This window comes from Promicromonospora aerolata (genome assembly GCF_042682255.1).
In the GTDB taxonomy this organism is placed as follows: Bacteria; Actinomycetota; Actinomycetes; order Actinomycetales; family Cellulomonadaceae; genus Promicromonospora; species Promicromonospora aerolata.
This window is the reverse complement of the sequence record NZ_JBHUHF010000001.1, coordinates 2,823,237-2,849,553: the sequence shown is the minus strand read 5'-3', so window position 1 is coordinate 2,849,553 and position 26,317 is coordinate 2,823,237. Positions and strand designations below refer to the sequence as shown.

21 protein-coding genes and 1 riboswitch are annotated in these 26,317 nt (G+C 71.3%); of the genes, 11 read left to right on the top strand and 10 right to left on the bottom strand.

Annotation, left to right across the window (positions count from 1 at the left end):
• Nucleotides 1–20: 20 nt before the first annotated feature.
• From ACFSL2_RS12795 to ACFSL2_RS12775, 5 genes are all read left to right on the top strand, one after another.
• Complete coding sequence (locus ACFSL2_RS12795) at nucleotides 21–467, top strand: GNAT family N-acetyltransferase (protein ID WP_377198230.1); 447 nt, start codon at nucleotides 21–23, stop codon at nucleotides 465–467.
• A gap of 96 nt (nucleotides 468–563) precedes the next feature.
• Nucleotides 564–6,038 (top strand): pullulanase-type alpha-1,6-glucosidase, encoded by a 5,475-nt coding sequence (pulA, locus tag ACFSL2_RS12790; protein WP_377198229.1) that lies wholly within the window; start codon nucleotides 564–566, stop codon nucleotides 6,036–6,038.
• Between the two features lie 298 nt (nucleotides 6,039–6,336).
• Nucleotides 6,337–7,686, top strand: a complete 1,350-nt coding sequence (locus ACFSL2_RS12785) for an extracellular solute-binding protein (protein ID WP_377198228.1) — start codon at nucleotides 6,337–6,339, stop codon at nucleotides 7,684–7,686.
• Nucleotides 7,687–7,689: 3 nt separating this feature from the next.
• The gene (locus tag ACFSL2_RS12780) at nucleotides 7,690–8,565 is read left to right on the top strand and encodes a carbohydrate ABC transporter permease (protein WP_377198227.1); all 876 of its coding nucleotides are present in this window, start codon (nucleotides 7,690–7,692) and stop codon (nucleotides 8,563–8,565) included.
• Entirely contained in the window at nucleotides 8,565–9,455 is an 891-nt protein-coding gene (locus ACFSL2_RS12775) for a carbohydrate ABC transporter permease (protein WP_377198226.1), read from the top strand. The genes ACFSL2_RS12780 and ACFSL2_RS12775 overlap by 1 nt, the downstream gene beginning before the upstream one ends.
• A 94-nt stretch (nucleotides 9,456–9,549) precedes the next feature.
• Here the strand turns inward: ACFSL2_RS12775 and purU are convergent, their stop codons facing one another.
• Together purU and ACFSL2_RS12765 are read right to left on the bottom strand one after the other, a co-directional pair.
• Nucleotides 9,550–10,410 carry a formyltetrahydrofolate deformylase gene (gene purU / locus ACFSL2_RS12770; RefSeq protein WP_377198225.1) on the bottom strand — a complete coding sequence of 287 codons (861 nt, stop codon included), beginning with the start codon at nucleotides 10,408–10,410 and terminating at the stop codon, nucleotides 9,550–9,552.
• Nucleotides 10,411–10,419: 9 nt separating this feature from the next.
• The gene (locus ACFSL2_RS12765) at nucleotides 10,420–11,052 is read right to left on the bottom strand and encodes a GNAT family N-acetyltransferase (protein ID WP_377198224.1); all 633 of its coding nucleotides are present in this window, start codon (nucleotides 11,050–11,052) and stop codon (nucleotides 10,420–10,422) included.
• Nucleotides 11,053–11,140: 88 nt separating this feature from the next.
• On the opposite strand from ACFSL2_RS12765, the gene ACFSL2_RS12760 reads away from it, so the two are divergent.
• Nucleotides 11,141–11,659 (top strand): GNAT family N-acetyltransferase, encoded by a 519-nt coding sequence (locus ACFSL2_RS12760; protein WP_377198223.1) that lies wholly within the window; start codon nucleotides 11,141–11,143, stop codon nucleotides 11,657–11,659.
• Between the two features lie 2 nt (nucleotides 11,660–11,661).
• On the opposite strand, the gene ACFSL2_RS12755 is transcribed toward ACFSL2_RS12760, so the two are convergent.
• The 3 genes from ACFSL2_RS12755 to ACFSL2_RS12745 form a co-directional block, all read right to left on the bottom strand.
• Nucleotides 11,662–12,054: a PPOX class F420-dependent oxidoreductase gene (locus ACFSL2_RS12755; RefSeq protein WP_377198222.1), complete on the bottom strand. Its 393-nt coding sequence runs from the start codon at nucleotides 12,052–12,054 to the stop codon at nucleotides 11,662–11,664.
• 38 nt (nucleotides 12,055–12,092) lie between these two features.
• Nucleotides 12,093–13,568, bottom strand: coding sequence for an NAD(P)/FAD-dependent oxidoreductase (locus tag ACFSL2_RS12750; protein ID WP_377198221.1), 1,476 nt, complete (start codon nucleotides 13,566–13,568; stop codon nucleotides 12,093–12,095).
• 74 nt (nucleotides 13,569–13,642) lie between these two features.
• Complete coding sequence (locus ACFSL2_RS12745; protein ID WP_377198220.1) at nucleotides 13,643–14,470, bottom strand: hypothetical protein; 828 nt, start codon at nucleotides 14,468–14,470, stop codon at nucleotides 13,643–13,645.
• A 134-nt stretch (nucleotides 14,471–14,604) separates the two neighbouring features.
• Nucleotides 14,605–14,691: riboswitch (ZMP/ZTP riboswitch) on the top strand.
• Nucleotides 14,692–14,788: 97 nt separating this feature from the next.
• Between ACFSL2_RS12745 and glyA the strand changes: the two genes are divergently transcribed.
• The 5 genes from glyA (at nucleotide 14,789) to ACFSL2_RS12720 (ending at nucleotide 19,330) form a co-directional block, all read left to right on the top strand.
• The gene (glyA, locus tag ACFSL2_RS12740; RefSeq protein WP_377198219.1) at nucleotides 14,789–16,069 is read left to right on the top strand and encodes a serine hydroxymethyltransferase; all 1,281 of its coding nucleotides are present in this window, start codon (nucleotides 14,789–14,791) and stop codon (nucleotides 16,067–16,069) included.
• Nucleotides 16,070–16,150: 81 nt separating this feature from the next.
• Nucleotides 16,151–17,035 carry a bifunctional methylenetetrahydrofolate dehydrogenase/methenyltetrahydrofolate cyclohydrolase gene (locus tag ACFSL2_RS12735; protein ID WP_377198218.1) on the top strand — a complete coding sequence of 295 codons (885 nt, stop codon included), beginning with the start codon at nucleotides 16,151–16,153 and terminating at the stop codon, nucleotides 17,033–17,035.
• 152 nt (nucleotides 17,036–17,187) lie between these two features.
• Nucleotides 17,188–17,823 (top strand): flavin reductase family protein, encoded by a 636-nt coding sequence (locus ACFSL2_RS12730; protein WP_377198217.1) that lies wholly within the window; start codon nucleotides 17,188–17,190, stop codon nucleotides 17,821–17,823.
• 160 nt (nucleotides 17,824–17,983) lie between these two features.
• The gene (locus ACFSL2_RS12725) at nucleotides 17,984–18,466 is read left to right on the top strand and encodes a VOC family protein (RefSeq protein WP_377198216.1); all 483 of its coding nucleotides are present in this window, start codon (nucleotides 17,984–17,986) and stop codon (nucleotides 18,464–18,466) included.
• A gap of 45 nt (nucleotides 18,467–18,511) precedes the next feature.
• Entirely contained in the window at nucleotides 18,512–19,330 is an 819-nt protein-coding gene (locus tag ACFSL2_RS12720) for an exodeoxyribonuclease III (protein WP_377200820.1), read from the top strand.
• Between the two features lie 167 nt (nucleotides 19,331–19,497).
• On the opposite strand, the gene ACFSL2_RS12715 is transcribed toward ACFSL2_RS12720, so the two are convergent.
• From ACFSL2_RS12715 to ACFSL2_RS12695, 5 genes are all read right to left on the bottom strand, one after another.
• Nucleotides 19,498–20,688 carry an ABC transporter permease gene (locus ACFSL2_RS12715; RefSeq protein ID WP_377198215.1) on the bottom strand — a complete coding sequence of 397 codons (1,191 nt, stop codon included), beginning with the start codon at nucleotides 20,686–20,688 and terminating at the stop codon, nucleotides 19,498–19,500.
• On the bottom strand, nucleotides 20,685–21,455 hold the full coding sequence (locus tag ACFSL2_RS12710) for an ABC transporter ATP-binding protein (RefSeq protein WP_377198214.1): 771 nt from the start codon (nucleotides 21,453–21,455) through the stop codon (nucleotides 20,685–20,687). Before ACFSL2_RS12710 ends, ACFSL2_RS12715 begins: the two co-directional genes overlap by 4 nt.
• Nucleotides 21,452–22,531, bottom strand: a complete 1,080-nt coding sequence (locus tag ACFSL2_RS12705) for a permuted SH3 domain-containing protein (protein WP_377198213.1) — start codon at nucleotides 22,529–22,531, stop codon at nucleotides 21,452–21,454. Before ACFSL2_RS12705 ends, ACFSL2_RS12710 begins: the two co-directional genes overlap by 4 nt.
• A gap of 268 nt (nucleotides 22,532–22,799) precedes the next feature.
• Nucleotides 22,800–24,032, bottom strand: coding sequence for a galactokinase (gene galK / locus ACFSL2_RS12700; RefSeq protein ID WP_377198212.1), 1,233 nt, complete (start codon nucleotides 24,030–24,032; stop codon nucleotides 22,800–22,802).
• 21 nt (nucleotides 24,033–24,053) lie between these two features.
• Nucleotides 24,054–26,132 (bottom strand): beta-galactosidase, encoded by a 2,079-nt coding sequence (locus tag ACFSL2_RS12695; protein ID WP_377198211.1) that lies wholly within the window; start codon nucleotides 26,130–26,132, stop codon nucleotides 24,054–24,056.
• Between the last annotated feature and the right edge of the window lie 185 nt (nucleotides 26,133–26,317).

Below are 26,317 nucleotides of genomic sequence, written 5' to 3'. Positions count from 1 at the left end.
GGCGTGCCTAGGGTGGGCGCATGGAACTGGTCTTTCGGGAGGCGAAGCGTGACGACCTCCAACGGGTCGTCGAGCTCATCGCCGACGACGCCGTGGCGGCCCGCCGTACCGGTAGCTACGGCGAACCGCATGTCCGGGCCTTCGAGGCCATCGCCGCGAGCCCGGACAACGAGCTGGTCGTGGCGGAGGCGGAGGGCGTGGTGATCGGCGTCATGCAGCTGACGTTCATTCCCGGCATCTCGCGCAACGGTGCCGCCAGGCTGCTGGTCGAGGCCGTGCGGGTGAGCCGCGAGCTGCGCGGCCAGGGCATCGGCCGGCTCCTGATGGAGCACGCCCACGAGCGGGGCCGGGAACGGGGCTGCGCCTTGGCCCAGCTGACGTCGGACAAGCAGCGGCCCGAGGCGCACCGGTTCTACCGGAACCTCGGCTACGAGCAGTCGCACGAAGGGTTCAAGCTCCCGCTCTGAGGCAGACCGTGCCCTGAGACTCTTGCTGCAAAGTTCTGCAAGCATTACAGTCGTCGTCGTTCCACACCGGGGTTCCGGACGACGAAGGGGTCATCCATGTCTCGCACCGCGCGCCTGCGCCCAACACAGCTCGGCGCTGCTGCCGTCGCGGTCGCCCTGGTGGCGTCGCTCGGGCTTGCCACGTCGGCGTCGGCCACCGCGTCGATGTCGGCCACCGCAGATGGGGACCGCACGGCCGCCCTCGTCGGGAGCCTGCAGGACGAGCTCGGCTGCGCCGCCGACTGGGATCCGGCGTGCGCGGAGACGGAGCTCGTGCCCCAGGGCGACGGCACGTTCGTCGCCGAGCTGGAGGTCCCTGCCGGCACCTACGAGTACAAGGTCGCGCTCAACGACACGTGGGACGAGGCCTACGGACGTGACGGCGGCCAGGACAACGTCCCGCTGCACCTGGAGGGCCCGGCCACCGTCCGCGTCACGTACGACGACACGACCCACCGCACGGCCCTGACGCCACTCACCCTCGCGGGCTCCTACACGGAGACGGACGATGCTCTGGTGCACGAGCCCGTGCGCCAGCCCGGCAGCGACGAGCGCTTCTACTTCGTGATGACCGACCGGTTCGCCAACGGCGACCCCTCGAACGACGAAGGGGGCCTGACGGGCGACCGCCTCGACACCGGCTTCGACCCGACGGACAAGGGCTTCTACCAGGGCGGGGACCTGGCCGGCCTGCACGAGAACCTCGACTACATCGAGGGCCTCGGCACGACGGCGATCTGGCTCACCCCGAGCTTCCTCAACCGGCCGGTGCAGGGCTCCGGCGACGACGTGAGCGCCGGCTACCACGGCTACTGGATCACCGACTTCACGCAGATCGACCCGCACCTGGGCACCAACGCGGAGCTCGAGGCGCTGATCGACGACGCCCACGCGCGCGGCCTCAAGGTCTACTTCGACATCATCACCAACCACACGGCCGACGTCGTCGACTACGCCGAAGGCACCTACGACTACGTGGACCAGGCCACCGCCCCGTACACGGATGCCGACGGCACCCCGTTCGACCCGGCCGACCACGCGGGGACGGGCAGCTTCCCCGAGCTCGACGCCGCCACCAGCTTCCCGTACACGCCGGTCATCGACCCGGCCGACGAGGACGTGAAGGTCCCGGCCTGGCTCAACGACCCCACGCTGTACCACAACCGGGGCAACTCGACGTGGGCCGGTGAGTCGGTGACCTACGGCGACTTCAGCGGCCTCGACGACCTGATGACCGAGCACCCCACGGTGGTCGACGGCTTCGAGGAGATCTACCAGGCGTGGATCGACCTCGGCATCGACGGGTTCCGCATCGACACGGTCAAGCACGTGAACTTCGAGTTCTGGGAGGAGTGGTCGGCCGAGATCGAGGAGTACGCCCACGCCCAGGGCAAGGACGAGTTCTTCACGTTCGGCGAGGTGTACGACGCCGACGCCGCCAAGACCTCCCCGTACGTGCGGCGCACCGCCATGAGCTCCGTGCTCGACTTCTCGTTCCAGGCGGCCGCCACGAGCTACGCGAGCGGCAACAGCGCGCAGCGGCTCGCGGACCTGTACGCCTCCGACGACCTGTACACCACACCGCGCAGCAGCGGTTCGGCCCTGCCGACGTTCCTCGGCAACCACGACATGGGCCGTGTGGGCTACATGCTGGCGGGTACCGACGACCCGCTCGAGCGCGACGAGCTCGCGCACGAGCTCATGTACCTCACCCGCGGCCAGCCGGTGGTCTACTACGGCGACGAGCAGGGTTTCGCGGGCACCGGTGGGGACAAGGACGCCCGGCAGACCCTCTTCGCGACCGAGGTCGACGAGTACGCGAACCAGCCCCTGGTGACCGGCGAACAGGCCGGGAGCGTCGACCGGTACGGCACCGACGCCCCGCTCTACGAGCACATCGCGGCGCTCGCCGACCTGCGCGAGGAGCACCCCGCACTCGCCACGGGGGCCCAGATCGAGCGCTACGCCGAGGACGGCGCCGGCGTCTACGCCTTCTCGCGCGTGCACCGCGACGAGCAGGTGGAGCACCTGGTCGCCGCGAACAATGCGGCCCAGGAGCGCACGGTCACCTTCGACGCGCTCACCCCCGGTGCCACGTTCGCCCCGCTGTACGGCACCGACAGCCCCGTGCCGGCCGACGCCGACGGCGCCGTGACGCTGACCGTCCCGGCGCGCTCCGCCGTCGTGCTCGTCGCGGACCGCACCGTGGGCGCCGACTCTGCGGGCACCGTCACGGTGGTCCCCGGCACGACCGCGCGCCCGGGCGCCGCGCTGTCCGGCGTCGCGCCGGTGGCCGCGGGCATCGACGACGCCTGGGCGGAGACCTCCTTCGCCTGGCGCGCGGTCGGCACGGACGAGTGGCACCACCTCGGCACCGCCGAGGACACGACCCCCCGCGTGTTCCACGACGTGAGCGCCGACGGCGCCGCACTGCCCGACGGCACCCTGGTCGAGTACCGCGCCGTGACCCAGGACGCCGACGGCGACCGCGCCGCCGCCAGCTCGTACGCGTCGGTGGGCGTGGACGTCAGCGCAGAGACCTCCGACGGCCCCGACCCCGGCATCGACATGGTCGCCGTGGCCGGCTCGCACAACAGCGAGATGGGCTGCGCGGGCGACTGGACCCCCGACTGCGAGGCCGCGCGCCTCACCCTCGCCGACGACGGCACCTACACCGGCACCTTCGAGCTCCCGGCCGGATCGTACGAGTTCAAGGTCGCCCTCAACGGCTCCTGGGCCGAGAACTACGGGGCCGACGGCGAACGCGACGGCGCCAACATCCCGTACACCACCGGCGGCGGCCCCGTGACGTTCACCTGGGACCCGGAGACCAAGGTGCCCGCGGTCCGGACCGGCACGCCGGGCACACCGGGGGAGGGGCAGCAGGCCGCGCACTGGGTCCGCGAGAACCTGGTCCTGGTGCCGTCCGACGGCTTCGGCACGGGCGAGAGCTGGGCCCTGGAGACGGGTAGCCCGGAGGATCCGACGTCGTACACCCTGGTGCCCGGTGACCTGCCCGCCGAGGTGGCCGAGGACTTCCCGCACCTGGCCGGCCACCTCACCCTGGAGGTCGAGGGCCTGGACCGCGCCGCGGGGGCGTCCGCCCTCCAGGGGAGGCTCCGCGTCACCCGGCACGACGGTGAGACGCTGACCGCCGCCACCGGCGTGCAGATCCCCGGCGTGCTGGACGACCTGTTCGCCACCGACCGGCCGCTCGGTGTGACCTGGCAGGGCAGCAAGCGCGCGTCGTTCGCGCTGTGGGCACCCACCGCCCGGTCGGTGACGCTGCAGGCCTGGCCGGCCGGCGCGTCGCTGGAGGACGAGCCGCACACGTTCGCGATGGCCCGGCAGGACGACGGGGCCTGGACGCTCGACGGCGGCAGGGCCGCCAAGAAGTTCGGCGGCCCCGCGGTGGGCTGGCAGGGCGCCGCCTACCGGTACGCCGTCGAGGTGTACGTGCCGAGCACGGGCCAGGTCGAGACCAACGTGGTCACCGACCCCTACTCCGTGGGCCTCACGCTCGACTCGACCCACTCGGTGGCCGTGGACCTGGACGCCGCAGCCTGGCGGCCCAAGGTCTGGCGCACCACCCCGGCACCCGTCGTCGAGGACGCCGTGGACCAGACCATCTACGAGCTGCACGTGCGGGACTTCTCGATCTCCGACGAGACCGTCCCCGAGCGGCTGCGGGGCACCTACGGCGCCTTCGGCGTCCAGGGCTCCGACGGCATGACCCACCTGCGCTCGCTGGCCGAGGCAGGGCTCACCACCGTGCACCTGCTGCCCACGTTCGACATCGCCACGATCCCGGAGGACCGAGCGGGCCAGGCCACGACCGGTGACCTGTCCGGGTTCGCGCCCGACGGCACCGAGCAGCAGGCCGCCGTCGCGGAGGTGCAGGGACAGGACGGCTTCAACTGGGGCTACGACCCGTACCACTTCATGGCGCCGGAGGGTTCGTACGCCGTCGAGGCCGACGGCGGCCCGCGCGTCGCCGAGTTCCGGTCGATGGTCGGCAACCTGCACCGGGCCGGGCTCCAGGTGGTGCTCGACCAGGTGTTCAACCACACCGCGGCGTCGGGCCAGGACCCGAAGTCGGTGCTGGACCGCGTGGTGCCGGGCTACTACCACCGGCAGCACCCGGTCAGCGGCGCCGTCGAGACCAGCACCTGCTGCCAGAACGTGGCCACGGAGCACGCCATGGCGCAGCAGCTGATGGTGGACTCGGTGGTCACCTGGGCACGTGACTACCGCGTGGACGGGTTCCGGTTCGACCTGATGGGGCACCACTCCCGGGAGAACATGGAGGCCGTGCGGGCGGCTCTCGACGAGCTCACGCTGGAGGAGCACGGCGTCGACGGGGCCGGGGTCTACCTGTACGGCGAGGGCTGGGACTTCGGTGAGGTGGCAGGCAACGCCCGTTTCGAGCAGGCCACGCAGGGCCAGCTCGGCGGCACGGGCATCGGCACGTTCAGCGACCGGCTGCGCGACGCCGTCCACGGCGGCTCGCCGGTCGACGGCGCGTCGCTGTTCACCCAGGGCTTCGGGACCGGCCTGTTCACCGACCCGAACGGGAACGAGGCGCGGCTCGGCGACCCGGCGTCGGTCAACGACGGCGGCGACGACGAGGCAGCCGACCTGGCCCACCAGAGCGACCTCGTGAAGCTCGGGCTGGCCGGCAACCTGCGGTCCTACGAGGTGACCACCGCATCAGGGGAGCAGGTCCGGGGCGAGGACCTGGACTACCGGGGCTCGCCCGCCGGCTACGCGGACTCGCCCGAGGAGGTCGTGACCTACGTCGACGCGCACGACAACGAGACGCTGTTCGACCTGCTCGCGCTCAAGCTGCCCGCGGACACCCCGATGACGGACCGGGTACGGATGAACACCGTGTCGCTCGCGACCGCCGCACTCTCGCAGTCGCCGTCGTTCTGGCACGCGGGCACGGACCTGCTGCGCTCCAAGTCGCTGGACCGCAACTCGTACGACTCGGGCGACTGGTTCAACGCCATCGACTGGTCCGGACAGGACAACGGGTTCGGGCGGGGCCTGCCGATGGCGGCCGACAACGAGGACAAGTGGCCGCTCCAGCGTCCGTTGCTGGCCGACCCGGCGCTCAAGCCGACCCCCGACGACATCGCGTTCGCCTCCGCCCAGGCGGCCGAGCTGCTGGAGCTGCGGCACTCGACCGAGCTGTTCCGTCTCGGGTCGGCCGAGCTGATCCGGCAGAAGGTGACGTTCCCCGGCTCCGGGCCGGACGCCGTCCCCGGCGTCATCACGATGTCGGTGGACGACCTCGCTGGCTCGTCCGACGTCGACCCCGCTCTGGACGGCCTGCTCGTGGTGTTCAACGCCTCGCCGACGGCGGCGTCGGTGGAGGTGCCGGAGCTGGCCGGCCGCGACTACGTGCTCTCGCCGGTGCAGGACGGCGGGTCGGACGCCGTCGTGCAGGAGACGGAGTGGGACACGGAGAACGGGACGGTGACGGTCCCGGCGCGGACCGTGGCGGCCCTGGCTGAACCCCAGGACTGACGAGGCTGCCCGCCGACTGCAGAGCTGGTCGCTGCCCGATCCGCCGAGTGCAGAGTTGGACATGGTGAGGAGGTCTCTTTCCGCGACCATGTCTGCACTCGGCGGATCGGGCAGCGACCAAGTCTGCAGTCCCGCCGGACAGCCTTCCGGCGCCTGTCGACGCCCAGCGGGTGCCGACGACCTGACAGCGCTGACAATTGCTCCGGAGAGTCTCTTGACTACGGGTCGCGCGGGGTGAATCGTGTGCCTCAGCTTGTCCGGCAAGGTTGCCGGACTTCGCACGACGCAAGGGAGCTTCATGCGCACGGCACGATTCTTCATCGCACCCGTCACGGCAGCGGCACTCGCCCTCTCGCTCGGTGCCTGCGGCTCCGGCGGGGGTGGGTCCGACGATGCCACGATCAAGGTGGCCTACCAGAAGTTCGGCAACTTCACGCAGGCCGACGAGCTGTTCAAGGACGTCAAGGCCGACTTCGAAGAGGCGAACCCCGGCGTCACCGTCGAGCTGGTGCCCATCGAGGCGCAGCAGAACGACTACTTCACCAAGCTGGCGCTCATGAACCGGTCGCCCAGCACCGCGCCGGACGTCATGTACGAGGACACGTACATGATCAAGTCGGACGTCGAGGCCGGCTACCTGCAGCCGCTCGACGACTACCTCGCGGAGTGGGACGAGTGGGACCAGTTCGTCGACAGCGCCAAGCAGGCCGGTGCGGGCGACGACGGCAAGACCTACGGCGTCTCCATGGGCACCGACACCCGCGGGCTCTGGTTCAACAAGGACGTGCTCGCCAAGGCGGGCCTGCCCGAGGACTGGGCGCCGTCGTCGTGGGACGACCTGCTCGAAGCGGCGCGGGCGATCAAGAAGTCCGACCCCGACGTGGTCCCGTTCAACATGTACTCCGGTAAGCCGCAGGGTGAGGCGGCGGTGATGCAGGGCTTCGAGATGCTGCTCTACGGCACCGGCGACACCCTCTACGAGGACAGCAAGTGGGTGCTCGGCTCGCAGGGCTTCGTCGAGTCCCTCGAGTTCATCGAGACCGTCTTCACCGAGGGGCTCGCGCCGACCCCGCAGCAGGCGCTCGACACCAACATCGGCAACACGGTGCAGGCCGAATGGCTGCCGGAGGGCAAGGTCGGCATCGCGCTGGACGGCTCGTGGGTGGCGGGCAACTGGCTCGAGTCCGGCGTCGCGCCGTGGCCCGAGTGGTCCGAGAAGATGGGCACGGCGCCCATGCCCACCCAGGAGGGCCAGGAGCCGGGTGCCGTGAGCATGTCGGGTGGCTGGACTCTCGCCATGGGCGCGGGCTCCGAGAACCCGGACGCCGCGTTCGAGTTCATCTCCATGGCACTGAACCGGGAGAACTCCCTCTGGTTCGACGTCGCGAACAGCCAGATCGCCGTGCGGACCGACGTCGCGGAGGACCCGGAGTACACGAAGTCGAACCCGACCACCGAGTTCTTCACGGGCCTGGTGGACGTGACCCACTTCCGGCCCGCCACCTCCGACTACCCGAAGGTCTCCAACGAGATCATGGTCGCGATGGAGTCCGTCATGACCGGGCAGCAGACGCCGGAGGAGGCCGCCGCGGTCTACGACGAGGCCGTCATCGGCATCGTCGGCGAAGAGAACACGACCCAGGGCTGACCTGTGGCCGTCACGTCCCGCGGCGCGGCGCGGGTGGTTCCACTCGCGCCCGCCGTCGTTCTTCTCGCGCTCTTCATGCTGGGCCCCGTGGTGTGGTCGTTCTACGGCTCGTTCACGAACGCTGCGCTCACGGGGCCGGCCGCCCTGAACCCGGAATGGATAGGGCTCGACAACTACACGGCGCTGCTCGGCGACCCCGACTTCCCGAAGTCGCTCTGGCTCACGGTCGTCTTCGTGTTCCTGTCCGCCGTCGTGGGGCAGAACGTGATGGGCATCCTGCTGGCCGGGCTGCTGCGCTCGGCCGTCAAGCCCGTGCGGTCCATCGCCTCGACCGTCGTGGTCGCCGCGTGGGTACTGCCCGAGATCGTCGCCGCGTTCGCCGCGTACGCGTTCTTCCACTCCGAGGGCACGCTCAACACCATGCTCGGCGGGATCGGCATCGCGGGACCCGACTGGCTCTACTCGATGCCGATGCTCGCGGTGATCCTCGCCAACATCTGGCGCGGCACGGCCTTCTCGATGATGGTCTACTCGGCGGCGCTCGCCGAGGTGCCGCCGGAGCTCACCGAGGCCGCGCAGCTCGACGGTGCGAACGGTCTGCAACGGATGGCGTGGGTGACGCTGCCGGTCATCCGGCGCAGCATCTCGACCAATCTGATGCTGACCACGCTGCAGACCCTCTCGGTCTTCACGCTGATCTACGTCATGACCGGTGGCGGACCGGGTACGGACAGCTCGACGCTGCCCATCCTGGCCTACCAGGAGGCGTTCAAGTTCGCGCAGGTCGGCTACGGCACGGCCATCGCGACGGTGATGATCATCGTGGGTGCGGTCTTCTCCGTGATCTACATCCGCGCGCTCCGACCGGAGGTGGACTGATGGCCGGCCAGATGACGGCGCCCGCCGTGCAGACGAGACGTGCCGGGACGACCAGCCAGCTGGCGGGACCGCGCATCAGGGCGACCAGGGTCGCGGCGAACGCGGTGCTGCTCGCCATCGCGGTGCTGTTCGTGCTCCCGATGGCGTGGGTGCTCGTCGCGTCGTTCGACGCGCAGGCGACCCTCTCCTTCGGGGTGCCGGACGCCCTGACCACGGACAACTTCGCCGCGATCATGACGCCGGAGCTGACGTGGCTGCCGCTGTGGAACGCGTTCGTGCTGTCCTTCGGGGCGGGAGCGATCACGGTGGTGGTCGCCGTGCTCGCCGCGTACCCGCTGTCGCGGTACCGCATGCGGTTCGGCAAGTACTTCCTCTACTCGGTGCTGTTCGGGACCTGCCTGCCGATCACCGCGATCATGGTTCCGGTCTACGCGCTGTTCGTGCAGCTCAACCTGCTGGACTCGCTGCCGGGGACCATCTTCTTCATGGCGGCGGCCTCGCTGCCCATGGCGATCTGGATGACGAAGAACTTCATGGACTCCGTGCCGATCTCGCTGGAGGAGGCGGCCTGGACCGAGGGCGCGTCGGCCATGCAGGCGCTGCGGCAGGTGGTGCTGCCGCTCATGCGGCCGGGCATCGCGGTCGTGTTCATCTTCGTGTTCGTGCAGGCGTGGGGAAACTTCTTCGTGCCGTTCGTGCTGCTGCTCTCCCCGGAGAAGCAGCCGGCGGCCGTGAGCATCTTCGCGTTCTTCGGGCAGTACGGGTCGGTCGCCTATGGGCAGCTCGCCGCGTACTCCTTGCTCTACGCGGCACCGGTCCTCGGGCTGTACGTGCTGGTCACGAGAATCTCGGGCTCGGCGTTCGCGCTGGCAGGGGCGGTGAAGGGCTGACCCCCAGCGGGGGTGGGGCCGGCCGAGCCGCAACCTGATGGTGGGCGATGGCACCGAGCCGCAGCCTGCGGCCCACCCGCCCGCCAGCGGCAGGTCAGCGGAAGACGACGGTGCGGCGACCGTCCAGGAGCACCCGGCGCTCCGCGTGCCACCGGACGGCACGGGCGAGCGTGCGTCGCTCGACGTCCTCGCCGATGCCCACCAGGTCCTCGACCGTGCGGGAGTGGTCGACCCGCTCGACGTCCTGCTCGATGATCGGGCCCTCGTCGAGGTCTCCGGTCACGTAGTGGGAGGTGGCGCCGATGATCTTGACGCCGCGGTCGTGGGCCTGCCGGTACGGGCCCGCACCCTTGAACGACGGCAGGAACGAGTGGTGGATGTTGATGATCCGCCCGCTGAGGTCGCGGCACAGCTCGTCGGACAGGATCTGCATGTACCGGGCCAGCACCACCACCTCGACGTCCAGGTCGGTGACCAGGCCGCGGAGCGTGGCCTCCGCCTCCGCCTTGGTGTCCTTGGTGACCGGGACGTGGTGGAACGGCTTGCCGTAGAACGTGGCGATGTCCTCCAGGTCCCGGTGGTTGCCCACCACGCCGACGACCTCGATCGGCATGCGCTGTGACCGCTCGCGGTACAGCAGGTCGACGAGGCAGTGCGCCGCCTTGGACACCATGACCAGCGTGCGGATGCGCCGGCCGACCACGTCGAGCGTCCAGGTCATCTCGAACCGCTCCGCCACCTGGGTCATCGCGGCGGTGAGATCGTCACGGGACGCCGTCGACTCGACCTGCACGCGCATGAAGAACAGGCCCGACGCCGGATCGCCGAACTGCTGCGACTCCGTGATGTTGCCGCCATGCTCCGCGAGCATGCCCGCGACCGCGTGCACGATTCCCGGCTGGTCCGGGCAGGACATGGTGAGGATCCAGTGCGTGGCTGCGGTCTCGTCGTTCACGCGGTCAGGCTAACCCGCCGCGCCGGGCGGCTCCTCCTCCGGTGCGAGCTCGCGCCGCATCACCCAGCGCCGCCGCCCGCCGCTCACCCCGCCGGTCTCCGCGGCACGGTGGAAGCCTGCTGCCTCGAACATGCGCACCGTCCCGACGTACCCGCTGGTCGTGTCGACGCGTTCGTGGCCGACGTCAGCCGGGTAGCCCTCGACCACCTCGGCGCCGTGCGCCCGGGCGTGCTCCACGGCCCCGGCGAGCAGGTGATGCATGAGGCCGCGCTTGCGATAGCCGGCTCGGATCACGAAGCACACCGCGACCCACGGATCCCGGTCGTCCACGAACGGGATGGTGCGGGTGTTCATGAGCCGGCGGTAGGTGGACCGGGGCGCTATCGAGCACCAGCCCGCCACGACGTCGTCCACATAGACGAGTACTCCGGGCCCGGGATCGGTCTTGCAGAGGTCCTGCATGTAGCCGGGACGTTCCTCCACCGGGACACGGCTGTCCCGGTAGCTCATGCACCAGCAGCCCTTGCCGCCGGGCTTCTTGACGCCCACCACCTCGTAGAAGTCGTCGTACCGGCCGACGGCGGGCCGCACGTCGATCCGCTCACCGGGTTCCGCCCGCTGCTGGGCTCCGTGGTTCCCCATGGCAGCAACCTACGCGGCGCCACTGACGCGACCGTCTGCACCACGAACGCCGTCGACCTGGGCGCGCCACCTCTGACACGATGGCCTCATGAGCAACTCCACCACGACGATCGCGCTGGTCGAGGACGACCATGCGGGCGAGCTTCTCACGCTGCGGCGCGCCGCGTTCGTGACCGAGGCCCAGCTGTACGACGACCCGCACATCCCGCCCCTGACCCAGACGCTCGCCGAGCTGCGGGACGACCTGGCACGGGACGACGTCGTGACGATCGGCGCCTGGGAGGGTCACCGGATGATCGGCTCCGTGCGCGTCGAGATCGAGGACGAGAAGGCGACGCTCGGCCGGCTCGCCGTGGCGCCGGACAAGCAGGCCCGCGGTATCGGCACCGAGATGCTCTTCGCGGTGCTCCCGTACCTGCCGGAGCAGACCAAGGAGATATGGGTCTTCACCGGCAAGGACTCCAAGCAGAACCTCGCGATGTACACGAAGCACGGCTACGAGGAGCAGTACGACAAGGCGGCCGGCGATCTGACGTACACCTACCTGCGGCGCGTGCTGGGCGCGGCGGGCGCGCAGAGCGTGCAGGACGCGCCGCGCGACGCCTGAGGTCAGTACCCCCAGGAGTGGAAGGACTCGATCTCCATCCACGCGTCGAACCGTGAGCCCTCCCGGTCCGGGTACGGCTTGCCCGTGTAGTGGGTGGAGAGCCGGTCGATGCCGGCGAGGTCCTCGTCGGGCGTGATCGTCACGCGGCCCCGGAGGCTGATGTGGCGGTACCAGCTGTCGCCGTCGAGCACCGTGAGGGAGACCCGCGGGTCCGCCCGGAGGTGGTCCAGCCGCTTACGGGTGCCGGCGAGGTTCAGCAGCACGCGTCCGTCGTCGTACAGGTACCAGGTGGCCACCGAGACGGGTGCGCCGTCGGGTCGGACGGTCGCCATGACGGCGGGGTTCGGCTGCGCGAGGATCTGCGCGATGTTCTCGGGTACCGGGGGAGTGGCCACTGTGTGCTCCTTCGACGTCGGACTGTCCGAGCAGCCAATCAGGTATCGAGGCCCAGGCCAAGAGCGTCGAGCGACCGCAGCAGCGCGTTGCGGCGACCGCCCTGGTGATCGGCCTGGTCCAGCGCCCGGCGTGTGGCCCGGACGGCGGCCGCCGCCACGGGCTCCGGCGGGAACGGCACGGAGGCGTGCCGCACCGTCGCCGCCATGCGCTCGGTGGCGGGCGCACCGTCCAGGGTGTCGAGCCGGTCGAGCATGACCTGCGCGGCGAAATGGCTGCCGGAGACGCCACGGCCCGCGAGGCCGGCAGCGTGCTGCACCCGCCCACCGGCCGCCTGGCCGAAGAACGCCCCGGAGCCGGTGGACACGTCCTCGGCCCCGGACCACCGGTGCGTCAGCCGGATCCCCTCGAGCTGCGGGAAGGTCGTCAGCAGGTGCTCGGCGAGCCGCCGGAACGTCGCCGGCCGGTCCTCGTACGTCCTGCTCACCTGCCCGCCGTAGGGGTGGACGGCGTCATGACCGCCGAACACGATCCGGTGGTCGGCGGTCAGCCGGTAGTGGTGGGACCGGTGGGCCACGTCGGCGAGGCCCTGGCGTCCGCGCCAGCCGATCGCGCCCAGCAGCGCGGTGGACAGCGGCTCGGTGGCGATCGCGTAGCGGTACACGGGCAGGGCATGCCGGTGGTAGCGGCGCAGCAGGGACGGGAACGCGCTGGTCGCCAGCAGCACGCGGTCCGCCAGCAGGGTCGCCTCGCCGGCAGGCGTCGTCGTGCGCAGGACGACGGCGCCGCGCGCGCCGCCCTCCGCGCGGGCCAGGCCGGTCACCCGGGTCTGCTCGAAGACCTCGACGCCGAGGTCGCTCGCGACGCGTGCGAGCTCGGCGGCCAGACGGGCGGGATGTACCAGCGCGGCGGCGTCGGGACGGACGAGGCCCGCCTCGTACGTCGGGCTCGCGATCTCGGCGCGCACCTTCGCCCGGTCGAGGAAGGTGTGCGGGGCCCCGGCCCGGGCGGCCCGCGCGGCGGCGTCCAGCAGCCGGTCGATCTGGTGCGGCTCGATCGCGAGGTCGACCACGCCCGTGCGCTCCCACTGGCAGTCCAGGCCCAGGTCCACCACCGCCGCACCGATGGCCGCGAGGTTCTCCTGGCCGAGCCGGGTCAGAGGATCGGACTCATCGGGCGGGCGGCCGCGGCCGTAGTCGTCGTCGCGCGCGAGGCGCGCGCCGCAGAACCCGCCGTTGCGGCCCGACGCCGCCCATCCCACCGACCGTCCCTCCACCAGCACGACCCGCGCGCCGGGGTGCCGCTGCTTCGCGTGCAACGCCGACCACAGGCCGGTGTACCCGCCGCCGACCACGGCGATGTCGGCGCTGGTCGAGGCCGTCAGGGCAGGGAAGCCCGCCCGCTCGCCCAGGTCGTCCAGCCAGAGCACCGCCTGGCGTGCGGTGCCGAGGGCGTGGTCGACGACAGCCCGGGCCGGTACGTTGCGCTCGAAGACGGTCTGCTGAGGACGGGGCATGCCAGGAACCTAGCGAAGGTGCGGTGACCGCTGGTTTCGGCCCGGTGAGCGGCAGATGACGCCGCAGGTCAGAATCACTTGGCGAGACAGACCGTCTCGTAGCCGCGCTGTGCGTCGAAGCCGAGCTCGATCCGGTCGGCGGTCCCCTGGGGGCACTTGCTGCCACCGACCGTGAGCCCGGACACCGTGCGCGTGCCGTCCGACGAGCACTTCGCCTCTCGGCCGTCCTCGGTCACGCAGTCGCCGGTCACGAGCTGGCCGCCGCCCATCCCGGGATCGCCCGGGTGGTCGTCCGACAGGTTGCGGGCGCACACCACCTGGGTCACGCCGCCGGCCTGGCCGTCCTTCTGAAAGACGAGGTCGGTACCCGTGGGGCAGTGTGCCTGCCCCACGGACACCGCGTCCTGGATGTCGAGCACCGTGACGGTGGCCTCGGCGTCGTCGCAGGGCAGGGGGCGGTGCGTGTCCGAAGGGGCCCCGGCCTCCGCGGCCGTCGGGTCGGGTCCGGCACACGCGTCGATCGCCCAGGTCGCCGTGCTCTCCTCGGCGGCGTCGGGCCCGAAGAAGTGGAAGCCGACGGCTCCGATGACGCCGGCGGCGATCAGGAAGGCGACGGCCGACCAGATCCAGTCCCGACGGCTCGTGTTCCTGCGACCGCCGTTGCCGCCGCCGGAGGCGCGGGTGGTCTCCGCCGGGGGCCGGCCGGGACCCGGCGGCAGCGGACGGGGCCCGGGACCGGTGGCGAGCTGGCCGGACCGTGGTCGGCCGGATCCAGCCTGCCCGGGCTGGCTGGTGCGGAAGGGGCCGGACTGGGGCTGTCCGGTGGGTTGGAACTGGCCGGAGCGGTGACGGTCCGGCTGGTGTTCCGGGACACCTGCGTCCGGTGACACGGGGTAGGGCATGGGCGGCACCATAGCGACGTACGGGTGAATCGCGAAAGGGTCTCAGGTACTTTCGTTGCGATCACGGGCCTCGGGTTCGACGGCGGTGTCGTCGGACGGTCGCCTGGCACGGGTTCCGACGGCCGCTGCTACGATCTTCGAGTCGCGACTGGCGTCAGGTGGATCACCACCGGGGAGCGACGAGTCATGCTGACGACGGGTCGTTCGCCTGGGCCCTGGGTCACCTCGTGAAAGGTGTGCGCCCGGGCAGGTATGTCGCGGCGCGTGTGCCCTCCACCGCCGTCCGACTAATCCCCGTCCCGCATGAATCGAGGAGCTATGAGCGCATCGACTCCCGACCCGCTCGCCACCCCGCTCGCTGAGCTCGACCCCGAGATCGCCGCCGTCCTGGACGGAGAGCTGGCCCGACAGCGTGACACGCTCGAGATGATCGCATCCGAGAACTTCGTGCCGCGTGCCGTCCTGGAGGCCCAGGGTTCGGTCCTGACCAACAAGTACGCCGAGGGCTACCCCGGGCGCCGCTACTACGGTGGCTGTGAGCAGGTGGACATCGCGGAGAACCTCGCGATCGCCCGCGCCAAGGACCTGTTCGGCGCCGAGCACGCCAACGTCCAGCCCCACTCCGGCGCCCAGGCCAACGCGGCAGTGCTGCACGCCCTGATCAACGCCGGGGACAAGATCCTCGGTCTCGAGCTGGCCCACGGCGGCCACCTCACGCACGGCATGAAGATCAACTTCAGCGGCAAGCTGTACGACGTCGGCTCGTACGGTGTGGACCCGCAGACCTACCGCATCGAGATGGACGAGGTCCGCAAGAAGGCGCTCGAGCACCGCCCTGACGTCATCATCGCCGGCTGGTCCGCCTACCCGCGTCAGCTCGACTTCGCCGCGTTCCGTGAGGTCGCCGACGAGGTGGGCGCCAAGCTGTGGGTCGACATGGCGCACTTCGCCGGGCTCGTCGCGGCGGGGCTGCACCCCTCCCCGGTGCCGCACGCCGACGTCGTGTCCTCGACCGTGCACAAGACGATCGGCGGGCCGCGCTCCGGCTTCATCCTCTCCAAGGAGGAGTACGCCAAGAAGATCAACTCCGCGGTGTTCCCGGGCCAGCAGGGCGGGCCCCTCATGCACGTGATCGCCGCCAAGGCGGTGTCGTTCAAGGTCGCCGGGACCGACGCGTTCAAGGACCGTCAGGAGCGCACGCTGCGGGGCGCCTCGATCATCGCGGAGCGCCTCTCCCAGCCGGACGTGGCGGCGGCCGGTGCCTCCGTGCTGACCGGCGGCACCGACGTGCACCTGGTGCTGGTGGACCTGCGGAACTCGAACCTCGACGGCCAGCAGGCCGAGGACCTCCTGCACGACGCCGGGATCACCGTGAACCGCAACGCCGTCCCGTTCGACCCGCGCCCGCCGCGCGTCACCTCGGGCCTGCGCATCGGTACGCCGGCGCTCGCCACGCGCGGGTTCGGCGACGCCGAGTTCGCGGAGGTCGCCGACATCATCGCGACGGCCCTGAAGGACGGCGCGACGACGGACGTGGACGCCCTCTCCGCCCGCGTGGCGACCCTGACGGCCAAGTTCCCGCTCTACCCGGGTCTCTGACAATTCCGCTGAGTGCTGGGTACTTGTTGATCTGAACGGTTTCAGAGCGCAGATACCCGGCACTCACCGAGGGAGGTACGCATGAGTGCACAGATACTCGACGGGAAAGCGACCGCCGGCGCCATCAAGGCGGAGCTGAAGGAGCGGGTGACCGTGCTGCGCGAGCGGGGCGTCGTGCCGGGCCTCGGCACACTCCTGGTCGGTGAGGACCCCGGGTCGCAGTGGTACGTCGCGGGCAAGCACCGCGACTGCGCCGAGGTCGGCATCGCGTCCATCCGGGAGGACCTCCCGGCCGACGCCACGCAGGACGACATCGAGGCAGCGGTGCGCAGGCTGAACGACGACCCGGCCTGTACCGGTTACATCGTCCAGCTGCCGCTGCCGAAGGGCATCGACACCAACCGCGTGCTCGAGCTCGTCGACCCCGACAAGGATGCCGACGGCCTGCACCCCACCAACCTGGGACGCCTCGTGCTGCGGGTCAACGAGGAGGTCACCTCCTCGCTGCCCTGCACCCCGCGCGGCATCATCGAGCTGGTGGAGCGGCACGGGATCAAGCTCGCGGGCAAGGAGATCGTGGTCCTGGGCCGGGGTGTCACCGTGGGCCGCCCGATCGGTCTGCTGCTCACGCGGCGCGCCGTGAACGCCACCGTCACCCTGACGCACACGGGCACCACCGACCTGCCCGGCCTGGTCAAGCGGGCCGACGTCGTCGTGGCCGCCGCGGGCGTCAAGGGCATCGTGACCGGCGACATGGTGAAGCCGGGCGCCGTGCTGATCGACGTCGGCGTGTCCCGCGAGACCGACCCCGAGACGGGCAAGTCGCGCGTCGTGGGCGACGTCTCGCCCGAGGCAGCCGAGGTCGCGGGCTGGGTATCGCCCAACCCGGGCGGCGTCGGCCCCATGACGCGCGCGATGCTGCTGGCCAACGTCGTGGAGTCGGCAGAACGCGCACTCGAGGGCTGACGTGGTCGCTCTCTCCGCCGAACGTAGGAGTAGTCGCCGCATGCGCCCTCATCAAGCGACTGAGCCTACGTTCGGCGGACAGAGCGGTCGGTAGGGCACGCGACGGCCGAATCCCGCCAGACCCTCTGCCGCCGTCGGGGCAGGCTGACGGCATGCACAGGACCATCGACCTCAAGGTCATGTACTTCGGCACGCCCGTCGTGCTCATCTCGACACGGAATCCGGACGGGACGGCGAATCTCGCGCCGATGTCGTCCGCCTGGTGGCTCAACGACCGCTGCGTGCTGGGCCTCGGCAACTCCGCACAGACGGCGGCGAACCTTCGCCGTGAGCGCGAGTGCGTGCTGAACCTGGTGCCCTCGACCATGGTCGACGTCGTGGACCGGCTGGCGCTCACCACCGGGAAGCCCGAGGTGTCGCCCAAGAAGGCGGCGATGGGATACGAGTTCGTGCCGGACAAGTTCGCTCTGGCCGGCCTGACGGAACAGGCGTCCACCCTGGTCGGGGCACCGAGAGTCGCTGAGTGCCCGGTGCAGCTCGAGTGCACCCTCGAAGAGGAGGGTCCGCTCGGTGCGGCCGGCTCCGGAGCCACCGTGTTCCACGTCCGGGTGCAGCGCAGCCACGTTGCCGACGAGCTGGTCATCCCGGGGACGCACTACGTGGACCCCGTGGGCTGGGACCCGCTGATCATGAAGTTCTGCGAGTTCTTCGGCGAGGGCTCCGCGATCCGGCCGTCGCGCCTGGCCGAGGCGTGGGAGATGCCGCACGACGGGGTGCTCACGAGCTGACAGTCCGATCACCATGCGGTTGCTGCCAGAACCTGGGCAGATTTGGCAGTAACCGCATGGTGAACCGCGCCTGGCCGATGAGTTTTCGGCAGGAGTCGGGTCGGGTAGGTGACGGGGCGGTCGGCGCCCTGCGCAGCCGAGGACAACCCAGGAGGACCCCATGGTTACCGTTCGACCGCACCTCTGGTTCGGGAACAACAAGGCGGCCGAGGCGGCCGCGTTCTACGCCGAGCACGTCCCTGGCTCCTCCGTCGAGAGCGTGCTCAAGGCGCCGGAAGGCGTCCCGGGCGTCGAGCCGGGTACGGACTTCGTCGTGGAGTGCACGGTGGCGGGCATGCCCGTGATCGGGCTGAACGCCGGTCCGGAGCTCCAGCTCGACGAGGCGTTCTCGTTCTACCTGCTCGTCGAGGGCCAGGACGAGGTCGACCACTACTGGAACCTGCTCACCGCGGACGGTGGCTCACCGGGACCCTGTGGCTGGTGCAAGGACAAGTTCGGCGTCTCGTGGCAGGTCATTCCCAAGGAGCTCGAGCAGCTCTGCGGTACGTACTCGACCCCCGCGGAGATCGCGGCGATGAACGCGATGCTGAAGATGGGCAAGATCGACGTCGCGGGGCTGCGGGCCGCCTACGACGGGGCGTGACCGGGGCCGGCTGTCAGAGGTGGCAGCTAGGCTCGTCCGGTGCCTATGATCGTCGCCACTGCCAACGTCAACGGGATCCGCGCGGCCGTCCGCCGCGGGATGGACTCCTGGATCGCCACCCGCACGCCGGACGTGCTCCTCCTGCAGGAGGTGCGGGCCCCCGACAAGGTCGCCCGCGAGCTGCTCGACGGCTGGCACGTGGCGCACGGGGAGAGCGAGGTGAAGGGGCGCGCCGGAGTACTCGTCGCGTCCCGGCTGCCCCTCGGCGAGGTGCGCACCGGTCTCGTGGACTGCGGGCCGGACGGCGCGGCCGAGTCGGGTCCCGACACGGGCCGCTGGATCGAGGCGGACGTCCAGCTGCCGGAGGGCGGCACGCTCACCGCCGTCTCCGCCTACCTGCACTCCGGGTCCACCAACCCGGGGCAGGAGCACACGATGGTGGCCAAGTACGCCTACCTGGAGAAGGTGACGGCGCGGCTCGCCGAGCTCTCCGTCGCGCAGGCGCGGGCGGTCGTGGCCGGCGACCTCAACATCGCCCACCAGAACGTTGACATCAAGAACTGGAAGGGCAACGTCAAGAGCGCCGGCTTCCTCCCCGAGGAACGCGCCTACGTGACGCGGTGGCTCGACGAGCTGGGCTGGACCGATCTCGGACGCGCCCACGCGGGCGACGGGCCCGGTCCGTACACCTGGTGGTCGTGGCGCGGGAAGGCGTACGACAACGACTCCGGCTGGCGCATCGACTACCAGCTTGCCAACCCGGCGCTCGCCGACGCGTGCCGCAAGATCGAGGTCGACCGCGCACCCACCTATGCCGAGCGCTGGAGCGACCACGCCCCGCTGGTAGCCACCTACGAGCTCTGACCCGTCGCGCCTCGCGCTGGTCGGCCCCGGACGGTGGCCCTGACGGACTGCGGCCCTGACTCGGCGTACCAGGTACGCCTTGTCAGGGCCGCAGTCCGTTGGTCGAGATCCGGCTCGACCAGCAGGCGGGTCTCGACAAGCTCGACCAGCGGGGGCCGGATCAGCCGTCAGTAGCGGATGGCGTCGATGACCTTGACGCGGACCGCGTAGATCGCCGGGATCAGCCCGGCCAGGGCGCCGATGCCGACGGCGCACGCCATGCCCACCAGCGCGGCGTCGAACGGGAAGCCGGGCAGGTCGTCGATCGGGCGGCCGAAGATGCGGTCGATCGGGATGTTCTTGATGATCGCCACGGCGACGACCACCCCGACCACGCCGGCCACGGTGGTGGCGACCACCGACTCCATGAGCACGCCGAAGAACACGCGGCCGCTCGTGGCCCCGAACGACCGGCGGATGCCGATCTCCCGGATCCGGTAGCGCACCGTGACCAGCGCGATGTTGAGCAGCCCGAGCCCGCCGAGCAGCAGCGCGAACCCGCCGACGCCGAGCACCAGGTACTGCAGCACGCGGTCGATCACCAACGGGTCCTCCTGCGGCGGCTCCACGCTGAACGGCACGCCGGCCGCGGCGAGGTCACGGGGGAGCACCTCGGCGAACTCGCCCGCCAGCTCCGGCGGAACCCAGAACCGGTACCGGTCGCCCATGATCTGCTCCGGGAACCAGTGCACGGCCTGGTCGAACAGCATGAGGGCACGCGGTCCCTCGTCGTTCCACTGCACGGGCACCTCACCGATCACGGTGGCGGCGACCGGCGTCTCGCCCTCGATGACCACGCCGGGGTGCGTCGCCGCGGGGGCGCCGTCGGCGTACGTGTCCAGGAACGCCTGGTTCACCACGAGCACGGGAGCCAGCCGCTCGGTGTCGGAGTTACTGAACCAGCGCCCGTCCTCCAGGGCCTGGCGGGTGATGGTCCCGTGGTCGACGTCGACGGCCGACCACTCGATGTAGTCGCCGCTCTGGCCGCCACGGATCCGCAGGTCCACGGTCGCCTGCACGGAGTGGTACGAGATCTTGTGCCGCTCGGCGACCGTGTCGACGAGCGCGTCGGTCTCGGCCGCAGACATCTGCCCGCCGCCCATCCCGCCGCCCATGGACCAGGCCTGGAGGGTGGTGTCCCGGCCGGTCATGCGCTCGGTCTCCTCCTGCATGGCCTGGCCCACCATCGTCACCGCCGCCGTGATACCCGTGATGGCCGTGACGGCGCAGGCCACGCCGATCAGGGCCAGGAGCACCCGCACCCGGTGGATCCGCAGCTCGTCCCAGGCCTCGAGGATCGCGCCCACGACGCCGGTCATGCGGTCAGCCCCGCGGCCTCGGCGACGGCGATGGTCGCCCCGGCCGAGCTCTCGGCCACCGCGGCGGGCGCGTCGAGGTGGATCGGGACCAGGACGCCGTCACCGAGCCGGAACTGGCGGTCGGCGCGGGCTGCGATCGCGAGGTCGTGGGTGATGGTGACGAGGGCCGAGCCGGTCTCGTTCGCCGCGTCGTCCAGGAGCGTCATGATGGCCTGGCCGGTCTCGACGTCGAGGGCTCCGGTGGGCTCGTCGGCGAGGATGACCCGCGGCCCGCGCACCAGGGCGCGGGCGATCGCCACGCGCTGCTGCTCACCGCCGGAGAGCTTCTCCGGCCGGGTGTCGAGCCGTTCGCCCAGACCGACCCGTTCGAGGGACCGCGTGGCGAGCTTCGTCCGGTTCCAGAACTGCTTGCCGCGGGCGTACAGCAGCGGTGCGGCGACGTTCTCGAGGGCCGTACGGCCCTGCAGCAGGTTGAACTGCTGGAACACGAAGCCGAAGTCGTCGCCGCGCCGGCGGGCCAGAGCCCGGCTGCGCAGCCGGCCGACCGGCTCTCCCTCCAGGAGGTATTCGCCGGAGGTGGGGGAGTCGAGCAGGCCGAGGATGTTCAGCAGCGTGGACTTGCCGGTGCCGGAGCGGCCGACGATCGCCACGTGCTCACCGGGGCCGACCGTCAGGTCCACTCCGCGGAGGATCTCGAGGGTGCTGCCGTTCGGCAGCTCGACGTGCCGGGTGACGCCCTGCAGGTCGACGAGCGGGGTGGCCGTCATCCGAAGCACTCCTCCTCGAACGCCTGCATGGTCTCCATGTCGCCCTCCATCGATGCCTGCTCGTAGGCGGTCATGTCGTCGCAGTCGACGCCGCCCTCGGTGCCGTCGTCGACGGGCGTGAACTCGAGGATCTGCTCGCCCGGCTTCAGGCCCTTGGTGACCTCCACCTGGAGACCGTCGGTGAGGCCGAGCCGCACCTCACGTGCCTCGGCCTCCGCGCCCTCCTCAGCCACCGTCCACACCTTGCCGGTCTGCGAGGTGCCGAGCACCGCGCTGATCGGCACGACCACGACGTCCTTCGCGTTGCCGTTGGTGATCTCGATCTCGCCGCCGAGGCCCGAGAAGGCCTTGACCTTGGGCGGGATGGAGCAGCGCACGGCGCCGGTGGCTTCAGCGGGCGGTTCGCCCATCGACACGTCGCCGCCTCCGCCACCCGCGCCGGCGGGCGCCTCGCCGATGGTGAGCCCGGTGCAGGTGAACGGTGCGGGCCCGCCCTTGAGCGTCACCTCGGCCTTGCCCGTCGCCCCGACGAGCCGGTACTGCTGGTCGGCCGTGAGCGTGCCCGAGATGGACAGCGTGCCGGGGGAGACGGTGCCGATGGTCTCGCCCACGGCGACGGCCTGGTCCTTGAGCACCGTGATGTCGACGGTGCCGTCGACCGGTGCGAGGGCGGAGGTCCAGGTGACCTTCGGGTCCTGCTCGGTGACCGTCTCCTCGCCGGTTTCCTCGTCCACCTCGACGACGGGCTCGACGGGCTCTTCGCTCTTGATCCACAGGACGCGGGTGTCCTTGTCGACCTCCGCGTCGTCGACCTGGATCTCGGCGATGACGCCGTCGGCGGTGGCCTTGATCTCGACGGGCGGGTCGGAGACCACGGAGGCCGGCACCGTCACCGCGTTGGTGACGGAGCCCTTCTCGACGGCGATGACCGACTCGCTGATCTCGCCCGTGGGCTGGAGCGCGTCCGGTGGGTCGAGCTCCGCCCCCTTCAGGGCGAGCGCGACGAGCGCTGCGGCGATCACGGCCCAGAGGATGATCCGGGCGGTGGGGAAGACGTACTGGCGGACGACACCCATGTGGGCTCCTCGCGGCGGGGACTGGGGGTTCGGCGGACTGGCAGCCCGGCGGACATTAGCGCAGGCCCGGTCCGGGAGGGGATGAAAGTGCGGGGTGAAGCCAAGACTTTGCGCGCAGCGGGTGCGTCGGTGGGACACGGCCCGTGCGGTGCTGTGCGATACACGCTACTATGTTATGCGCTATAGCGGCCACGGACGTCGCCGGGTACGCGTGTCGAGGTCTCGACACGCGCGCCCGGCATCGTCGCGCCCGGCCGGGCGCCCGCCGTCAGGCCGCCGGCGCGGAGGGCGGGGCCAGCAGGAACGCCGGCGCGGTCAGCCCGGCGTCGGCGAAGGCGCCGGCGACCGCCTGGGCGACCGTGTCGACGTCGGACAGGCGGACCAGCGCGATGGCGCTACCGCCGAACCCGCCCCCCGTCATGCGGGCGCCGAGGGCGCCGGCTGCCATGGCGGAGTCGACGACGAGGTCGAGCTCCCGGCAGGAGACCTCGTAGTCGTCCCGCAGCGAGGCGTGCGAGGCCAGCATGAACGGGCCGACGTCGGCGGCGCGCCCCTCCCGCACGAGGTCGGCGAACCGCGCGGTGCGGTCGATCTCGGACACGACGTGCCGGACGCGGCGGCGCAGCACGCCGTCGGGGTCGTGCGGCTCGAGCTCGGTCAGTGCCCGGTCGATGCCGATCCCGCCCAGGGTCGGGGCGATCTCGCGGAGGGAGCCCAGCCCGAGGAGCTGCGCGGCCTGCTCGCACGCGGCGCGGCGCGCGCCGTACTCGCCGGAGACGTGCGAGTGCTCCGCCTTGGTGTCGACGACCAGGAGCGTCAGATCGGCCGTGGCCAGGTCGAACGGCACGGGCACGCCGGACTCCAGCGGCTTCAGTCCGGGCCGGAAGTCCAGCAGGAGCGCGTGGCCCTCGCGGCAGCGCAGCGACGCCGACTGGTCGAGGCCACCGGTGGGGGCACCGGCGATCTCGTTCTCGGCGCGTCGGCTGGCCTCGACGAGCTCGGCGCGTCCGGCGTCGGACGCGGCGAGGCCGAGACCCGCCACCGCGTCCAGCGCGACCGCCGCGGCGGCCTCCAGCGCCGCGGACGAGCTCAGCCCCGCGCCGAACGGCACGCACGAGTCGACGGCGGCGTCGAAGCCGCCGACCTTGTGGCCCGCCTCGGCCAGGGCCCAGGCGACGCCCGCGACATAGGCGCCCCAGCCCTGCACCGCGCCGGGCGCGATGTCGGACAGCCGCGCCTCCCACACGCCCTCTGCCTGGGCGGACACCAGGCGGACCTGGTCGTCCTCGCGGGGGCGCAGGGCGATGAAGGTGCGGTGCGGCAGGGCGGTGGGGAGGCAGAGCCCGGCGTTGTAGTCGGTGTGCTCGCCGATGAGGTTGACGCGTCCGGGGGCGGACCAGACGCCCTCGGGGGAGCCGTCGAACGAACGGGTGAAGAGCTCGTCGACCCGGCGCGCGCCGTCCTCGGCGGTCCAGGCTTCGAGCCACTGCGGTTCAGTCATGAGGAACATTGTCTCTCGACGTCAGGCAGTAGTGGTGCGCAGCACCCGGACGGCGCCGGCCGAGACCTCGGCGTCGCCCGTGACGGCGTCGCCGGTGAGCAGGTCGGTGGCCGGCGCGGGCAGCGGGAGCTTCGCCGGCCCGTCCGTGTGGTTGATCGCGACCGTGTACGTGCCGCCGTCGCCCGTGCGGCGCACCACCTCCAGCCCTGCCACGGTGCCCGACGGCGCCAGGCCCGCCGCCGCGTACACGTCGGCCATGACAGTGGCGAGGGCGTCGACGTCCAGGCTCGTCGAGACGTACCAGCCGGTGCCTGCGCCGTGGCGGTGGCGCGTGATCGCGGCGCCGCCCGGCTTGGGTCCGTCGGCGTAGGTGCCGACGGGCTCGGCGCCCGCGAGCACGAGGTCGTCGGCCCAGACGGTGCCCGTGAGCGGGACCGCGTCGGTGCTCGCCGCCCCGGCCCCCGCCGCCCCCGCCCGGTAGGTGACGGTGAGCGCGTCGTCCGCGCGCAGCGGCAGGAACTCCTCGACCCGCACGCCGAGCGCATCGCGCAGCGGCGCCAGGAATCCGCCCGGGTGCACGGCGTCGTGCTCGTCGACGATGCCGCTGAAGTAGCTGACCAGGAGCGTGCCGCCGGCTTCGACGTACGCGGTGAGGTTCGCTGCGGCATCGGCCGTGAGCAGGTACGACGCCGGAGCGACGACCAGCTTGTAGCCGGACAGGTCCTGGGTCGGCCGCGCCAGGTCGACGGTGTGGCCGTCGCGCCAGAGGCGGTCGTAGTAGGTGTCGACCCGCTCCCGGTGGCGTGCGCCCTGGCTCGGCCGGAACTCCAGGTCCTGTGCCCAGAACGACTCGTAGTCCCACAGCAGCGCCACGTCCGCGTGCACCCGGGAGCCGGTCAGCTCGGTCAGGCGACCGAGGTTCGCGCCCAGCTCGGTCACCTCGCGCCACACGCGCGAATCGGTCCCCGCGTGCGGCAGCATCGCCGAGTGGAACTTCTCCGCACCGGAACGGGAGGCCCGCCACTGGAAGAACATGATCGCGTCCGCGCCGCGGCCCAGGTGTGCGAACGAGTTGCGGGCCAGCTCCCCCGGGCGCTTCGCGACGTTCCGGGGCTGCCAGTTGACCGCGGACGTCGAGTGCTCCAGCAGCAGCCACGGCTTGCCGCCCGCGACCGACCGGGTCAGGTCGGCGGCCAGCGCGAGGCCCACGTAGCCGCGCGGGTTCGCGGCCTGCAGGTAGTGGTCGTTCGAGACGAGGTCTACCTCCTTACCCCACGCGAACAGGTCGGTGGCCGGGCAGCTGGCCGCCATGAAGTTGGTGGTGACGGGTGCGCTGGAGTGCTCGCGCACGGCGTCGCGCTCGGCGACGAAGCAGGCGCGCAGGGCGGCGTCGGAGAACCGCGCGAAGTCGAGCTGCTGGGCGGGGTTCACGGCCTCGGGCGCCACGGCGGGGACCTGGACGTGCTCCCAGTCCTCGTAGTGCTGGCCCCAGAAGGCAGTGCCCCAGGCGGCGTTCAGGGCGTCCAGCGAGTCGTACCGGTCGCGCAGCCACTCGCGGAACGCCCGCTGGGCGTGGACCGAGTAGTCGAGCGCCACGGGAGCGCCGTACTCGTTGTGCACGTGCCAGCCCACCACCGCCGGGTGCTTGCCGTACCGCTGGGCCAGCTCGGTGGTGATGCGCAGGGCCGCGGACCGGTATGCCGGGGCGGTCGGGGCCATGAGGCCGCGCCCGCCGGGGCCCATCGGAGTACCTGTCCGGTCAACCACCCGGGCGTCCGGGTGGGCCGCGTACAGCCAGGCCGGCGGGGCAGCCGTGGGCGTGGCGAGCAGCACCCGCACACCGCCGTCGTGCAACAGCTCGATCACCCGGTCCAGCCAGCCGAAGTCGAACTCGCCTTCGCGCGGCTCCAGCAGCGCCCAGCTGAAGATGCCGAGGCTGACCAGGTTCACGCCCGCCTCGTTCATCAGCCGGACGTCCTCGGCCCAGACCTCCTCCGGCCACTGCTCCGGGTTGTAGTCGCCGCCGTAGCCGATCTGCTCGACGCCGGTCAGCCACCCGTCGTACTGCGGTCCGGGGACGAAGGTCGGGGTCTCAGGCATGGAGGTTCCTTTCGCGCAGGCGGACTTCGACGTCCGGGTGAGGGCACGTCCGTGCCGTCCGGGCTCCACCGTAAGGGCTGGGCGGGCATATCGGAATACGCTTCCCGGTGCTCGGGCGGCCCGAGCGGCCCGACGACTCGGGCCGGCCCGAACACCGGGCTCCGGGCTCCGACGGGGCACCCGGA

Bases quoted from the DNA above. Each gene is read 5' to 3' on its own strand.
- ACFSL2_RS12795 (WP_377198230.1), top strand. From the start codon at position 21: ATGGAACTGGTCTTTCGGGAGGCGAAGCGTGACGACCTCCAACGGGTC.
- pulA (WP_377198229.1), top strand. From the start codon at position 564: ATGTCTCGCACCGCGCGCCTGCGCCCAACACAGCTCGGCGCTGCTGCC.
- ACFSL2_RS12785 (WP_377198228.1), top strand. From the start codon at position 6,337: ATGCGCACGGCACGATTCTTCATCGCACCCGTCACGGCAGCGGCACTC.
- ACFSL2_RS12775 (WP_377198226.1), top strand. From the start codon at position 8,565: ATGGCCGGCCAGATGACGGCGCCCGCCGTGCAGACGAGACGTGCCGGG.
- ACFSL2_RS12765 (WP_377198224.1), bottom strand. From the start codon at position 11,052: ATGGGGAACCACGGAGCCCAGCAGCGGGCGGAACCCGGTGAGCGGATC.
- ACFSL2_RS12760 (WP_377198223.1), top strand. From the start codon at position 11,141: ATGAGCAACTCCACCACGACGATCGCGCTGGTCGAGGACGACCATGCG.
- ACFSL2_RS12750 (WP_377198221.1), bottom strand. From the start codon at position 13,568: ATGCCCCGTCCTCAGCAGACCGTCTTCGAGCGCAACGTACCGGCCCGG.
- ACFSL2_RS12745 (WP_377198220.1), bottom strand. From the start codon at position 14,470: ATGCCCTACCCCGTGTCACCGGACGCAGGTGTCCCGGAACACCAGCCG.
- glyA (WP_377198219.1), top strand. From the start codon at position 14,789: ATGAGCGCATCGACTCCCGACCCGCTCGCCACCCCGCTCGCTGAGCTC.
- ACFSL2_RS12735 (WP_377198218.1), top strand. From the start codon at position 16,151: ATGAGTGCACAGATACTCGACGGGAAAGCGACCGCCGGCGCCATCAAG.
- ACFSL2_RS12730 (WP_377198217.1), top strand. From the start codon at position 17,188: ATGCACAGGACCATCGACCTCAAGGTCATGTACTTCGGCACGCCCGTC.
- ACFSL2_RS12725 (WP_377198216.1), top strand. From the start codon at position 17,984: ATGGTTACCGTTCGACCGCACCTCTGGTTCGGGAACAACAAGGCGGCC.
- ACFSL2_RS12720 (WP_377200820.1), top strand. From the start codon at position 18,512: ATGATCGTCGCCACTGCCAACGTCAACGGGATCCGCGCGGCCGTCCGC.
- ACFSL2_RS12715 (WP_377198215.1), bottom strand. From the start codon at position 20,688: ATGACCGGCGTCGTGGGCGCGATCCTCGAGGCCTGGGACGAGCTGCGG.
- ACFSL2_RS12710 (WP_377198214.1), bottom strand. From the start codon at position 21,455: ATGACGGCCACCCCGCTCGTCGACCTGCAGGGCGTCACCCGGCACGTC.
- ACFSL2_RS12705 (WP_377198213.1), bottom strand. From the start codon at position 22,531: ATGGGTGTCGTCCGCCAGTACGTCTTCCCCACCGCCCGGATCATCCTC.
- galK (WP_377198212.1), bottom strand. From the start codon at position 24,032: ATGACTGAACCGCAGTGGCTCGAAGCCTGGACCGCCGAGGACGGCGCG.
- ACFSL2_RS12695 (WP_377198211.1), bottom strand. From the start codon at position 26,132: ATGCCTGAGACCCCGACCTTCGTCCCCGGACCGCAGTACGACGGGTGG.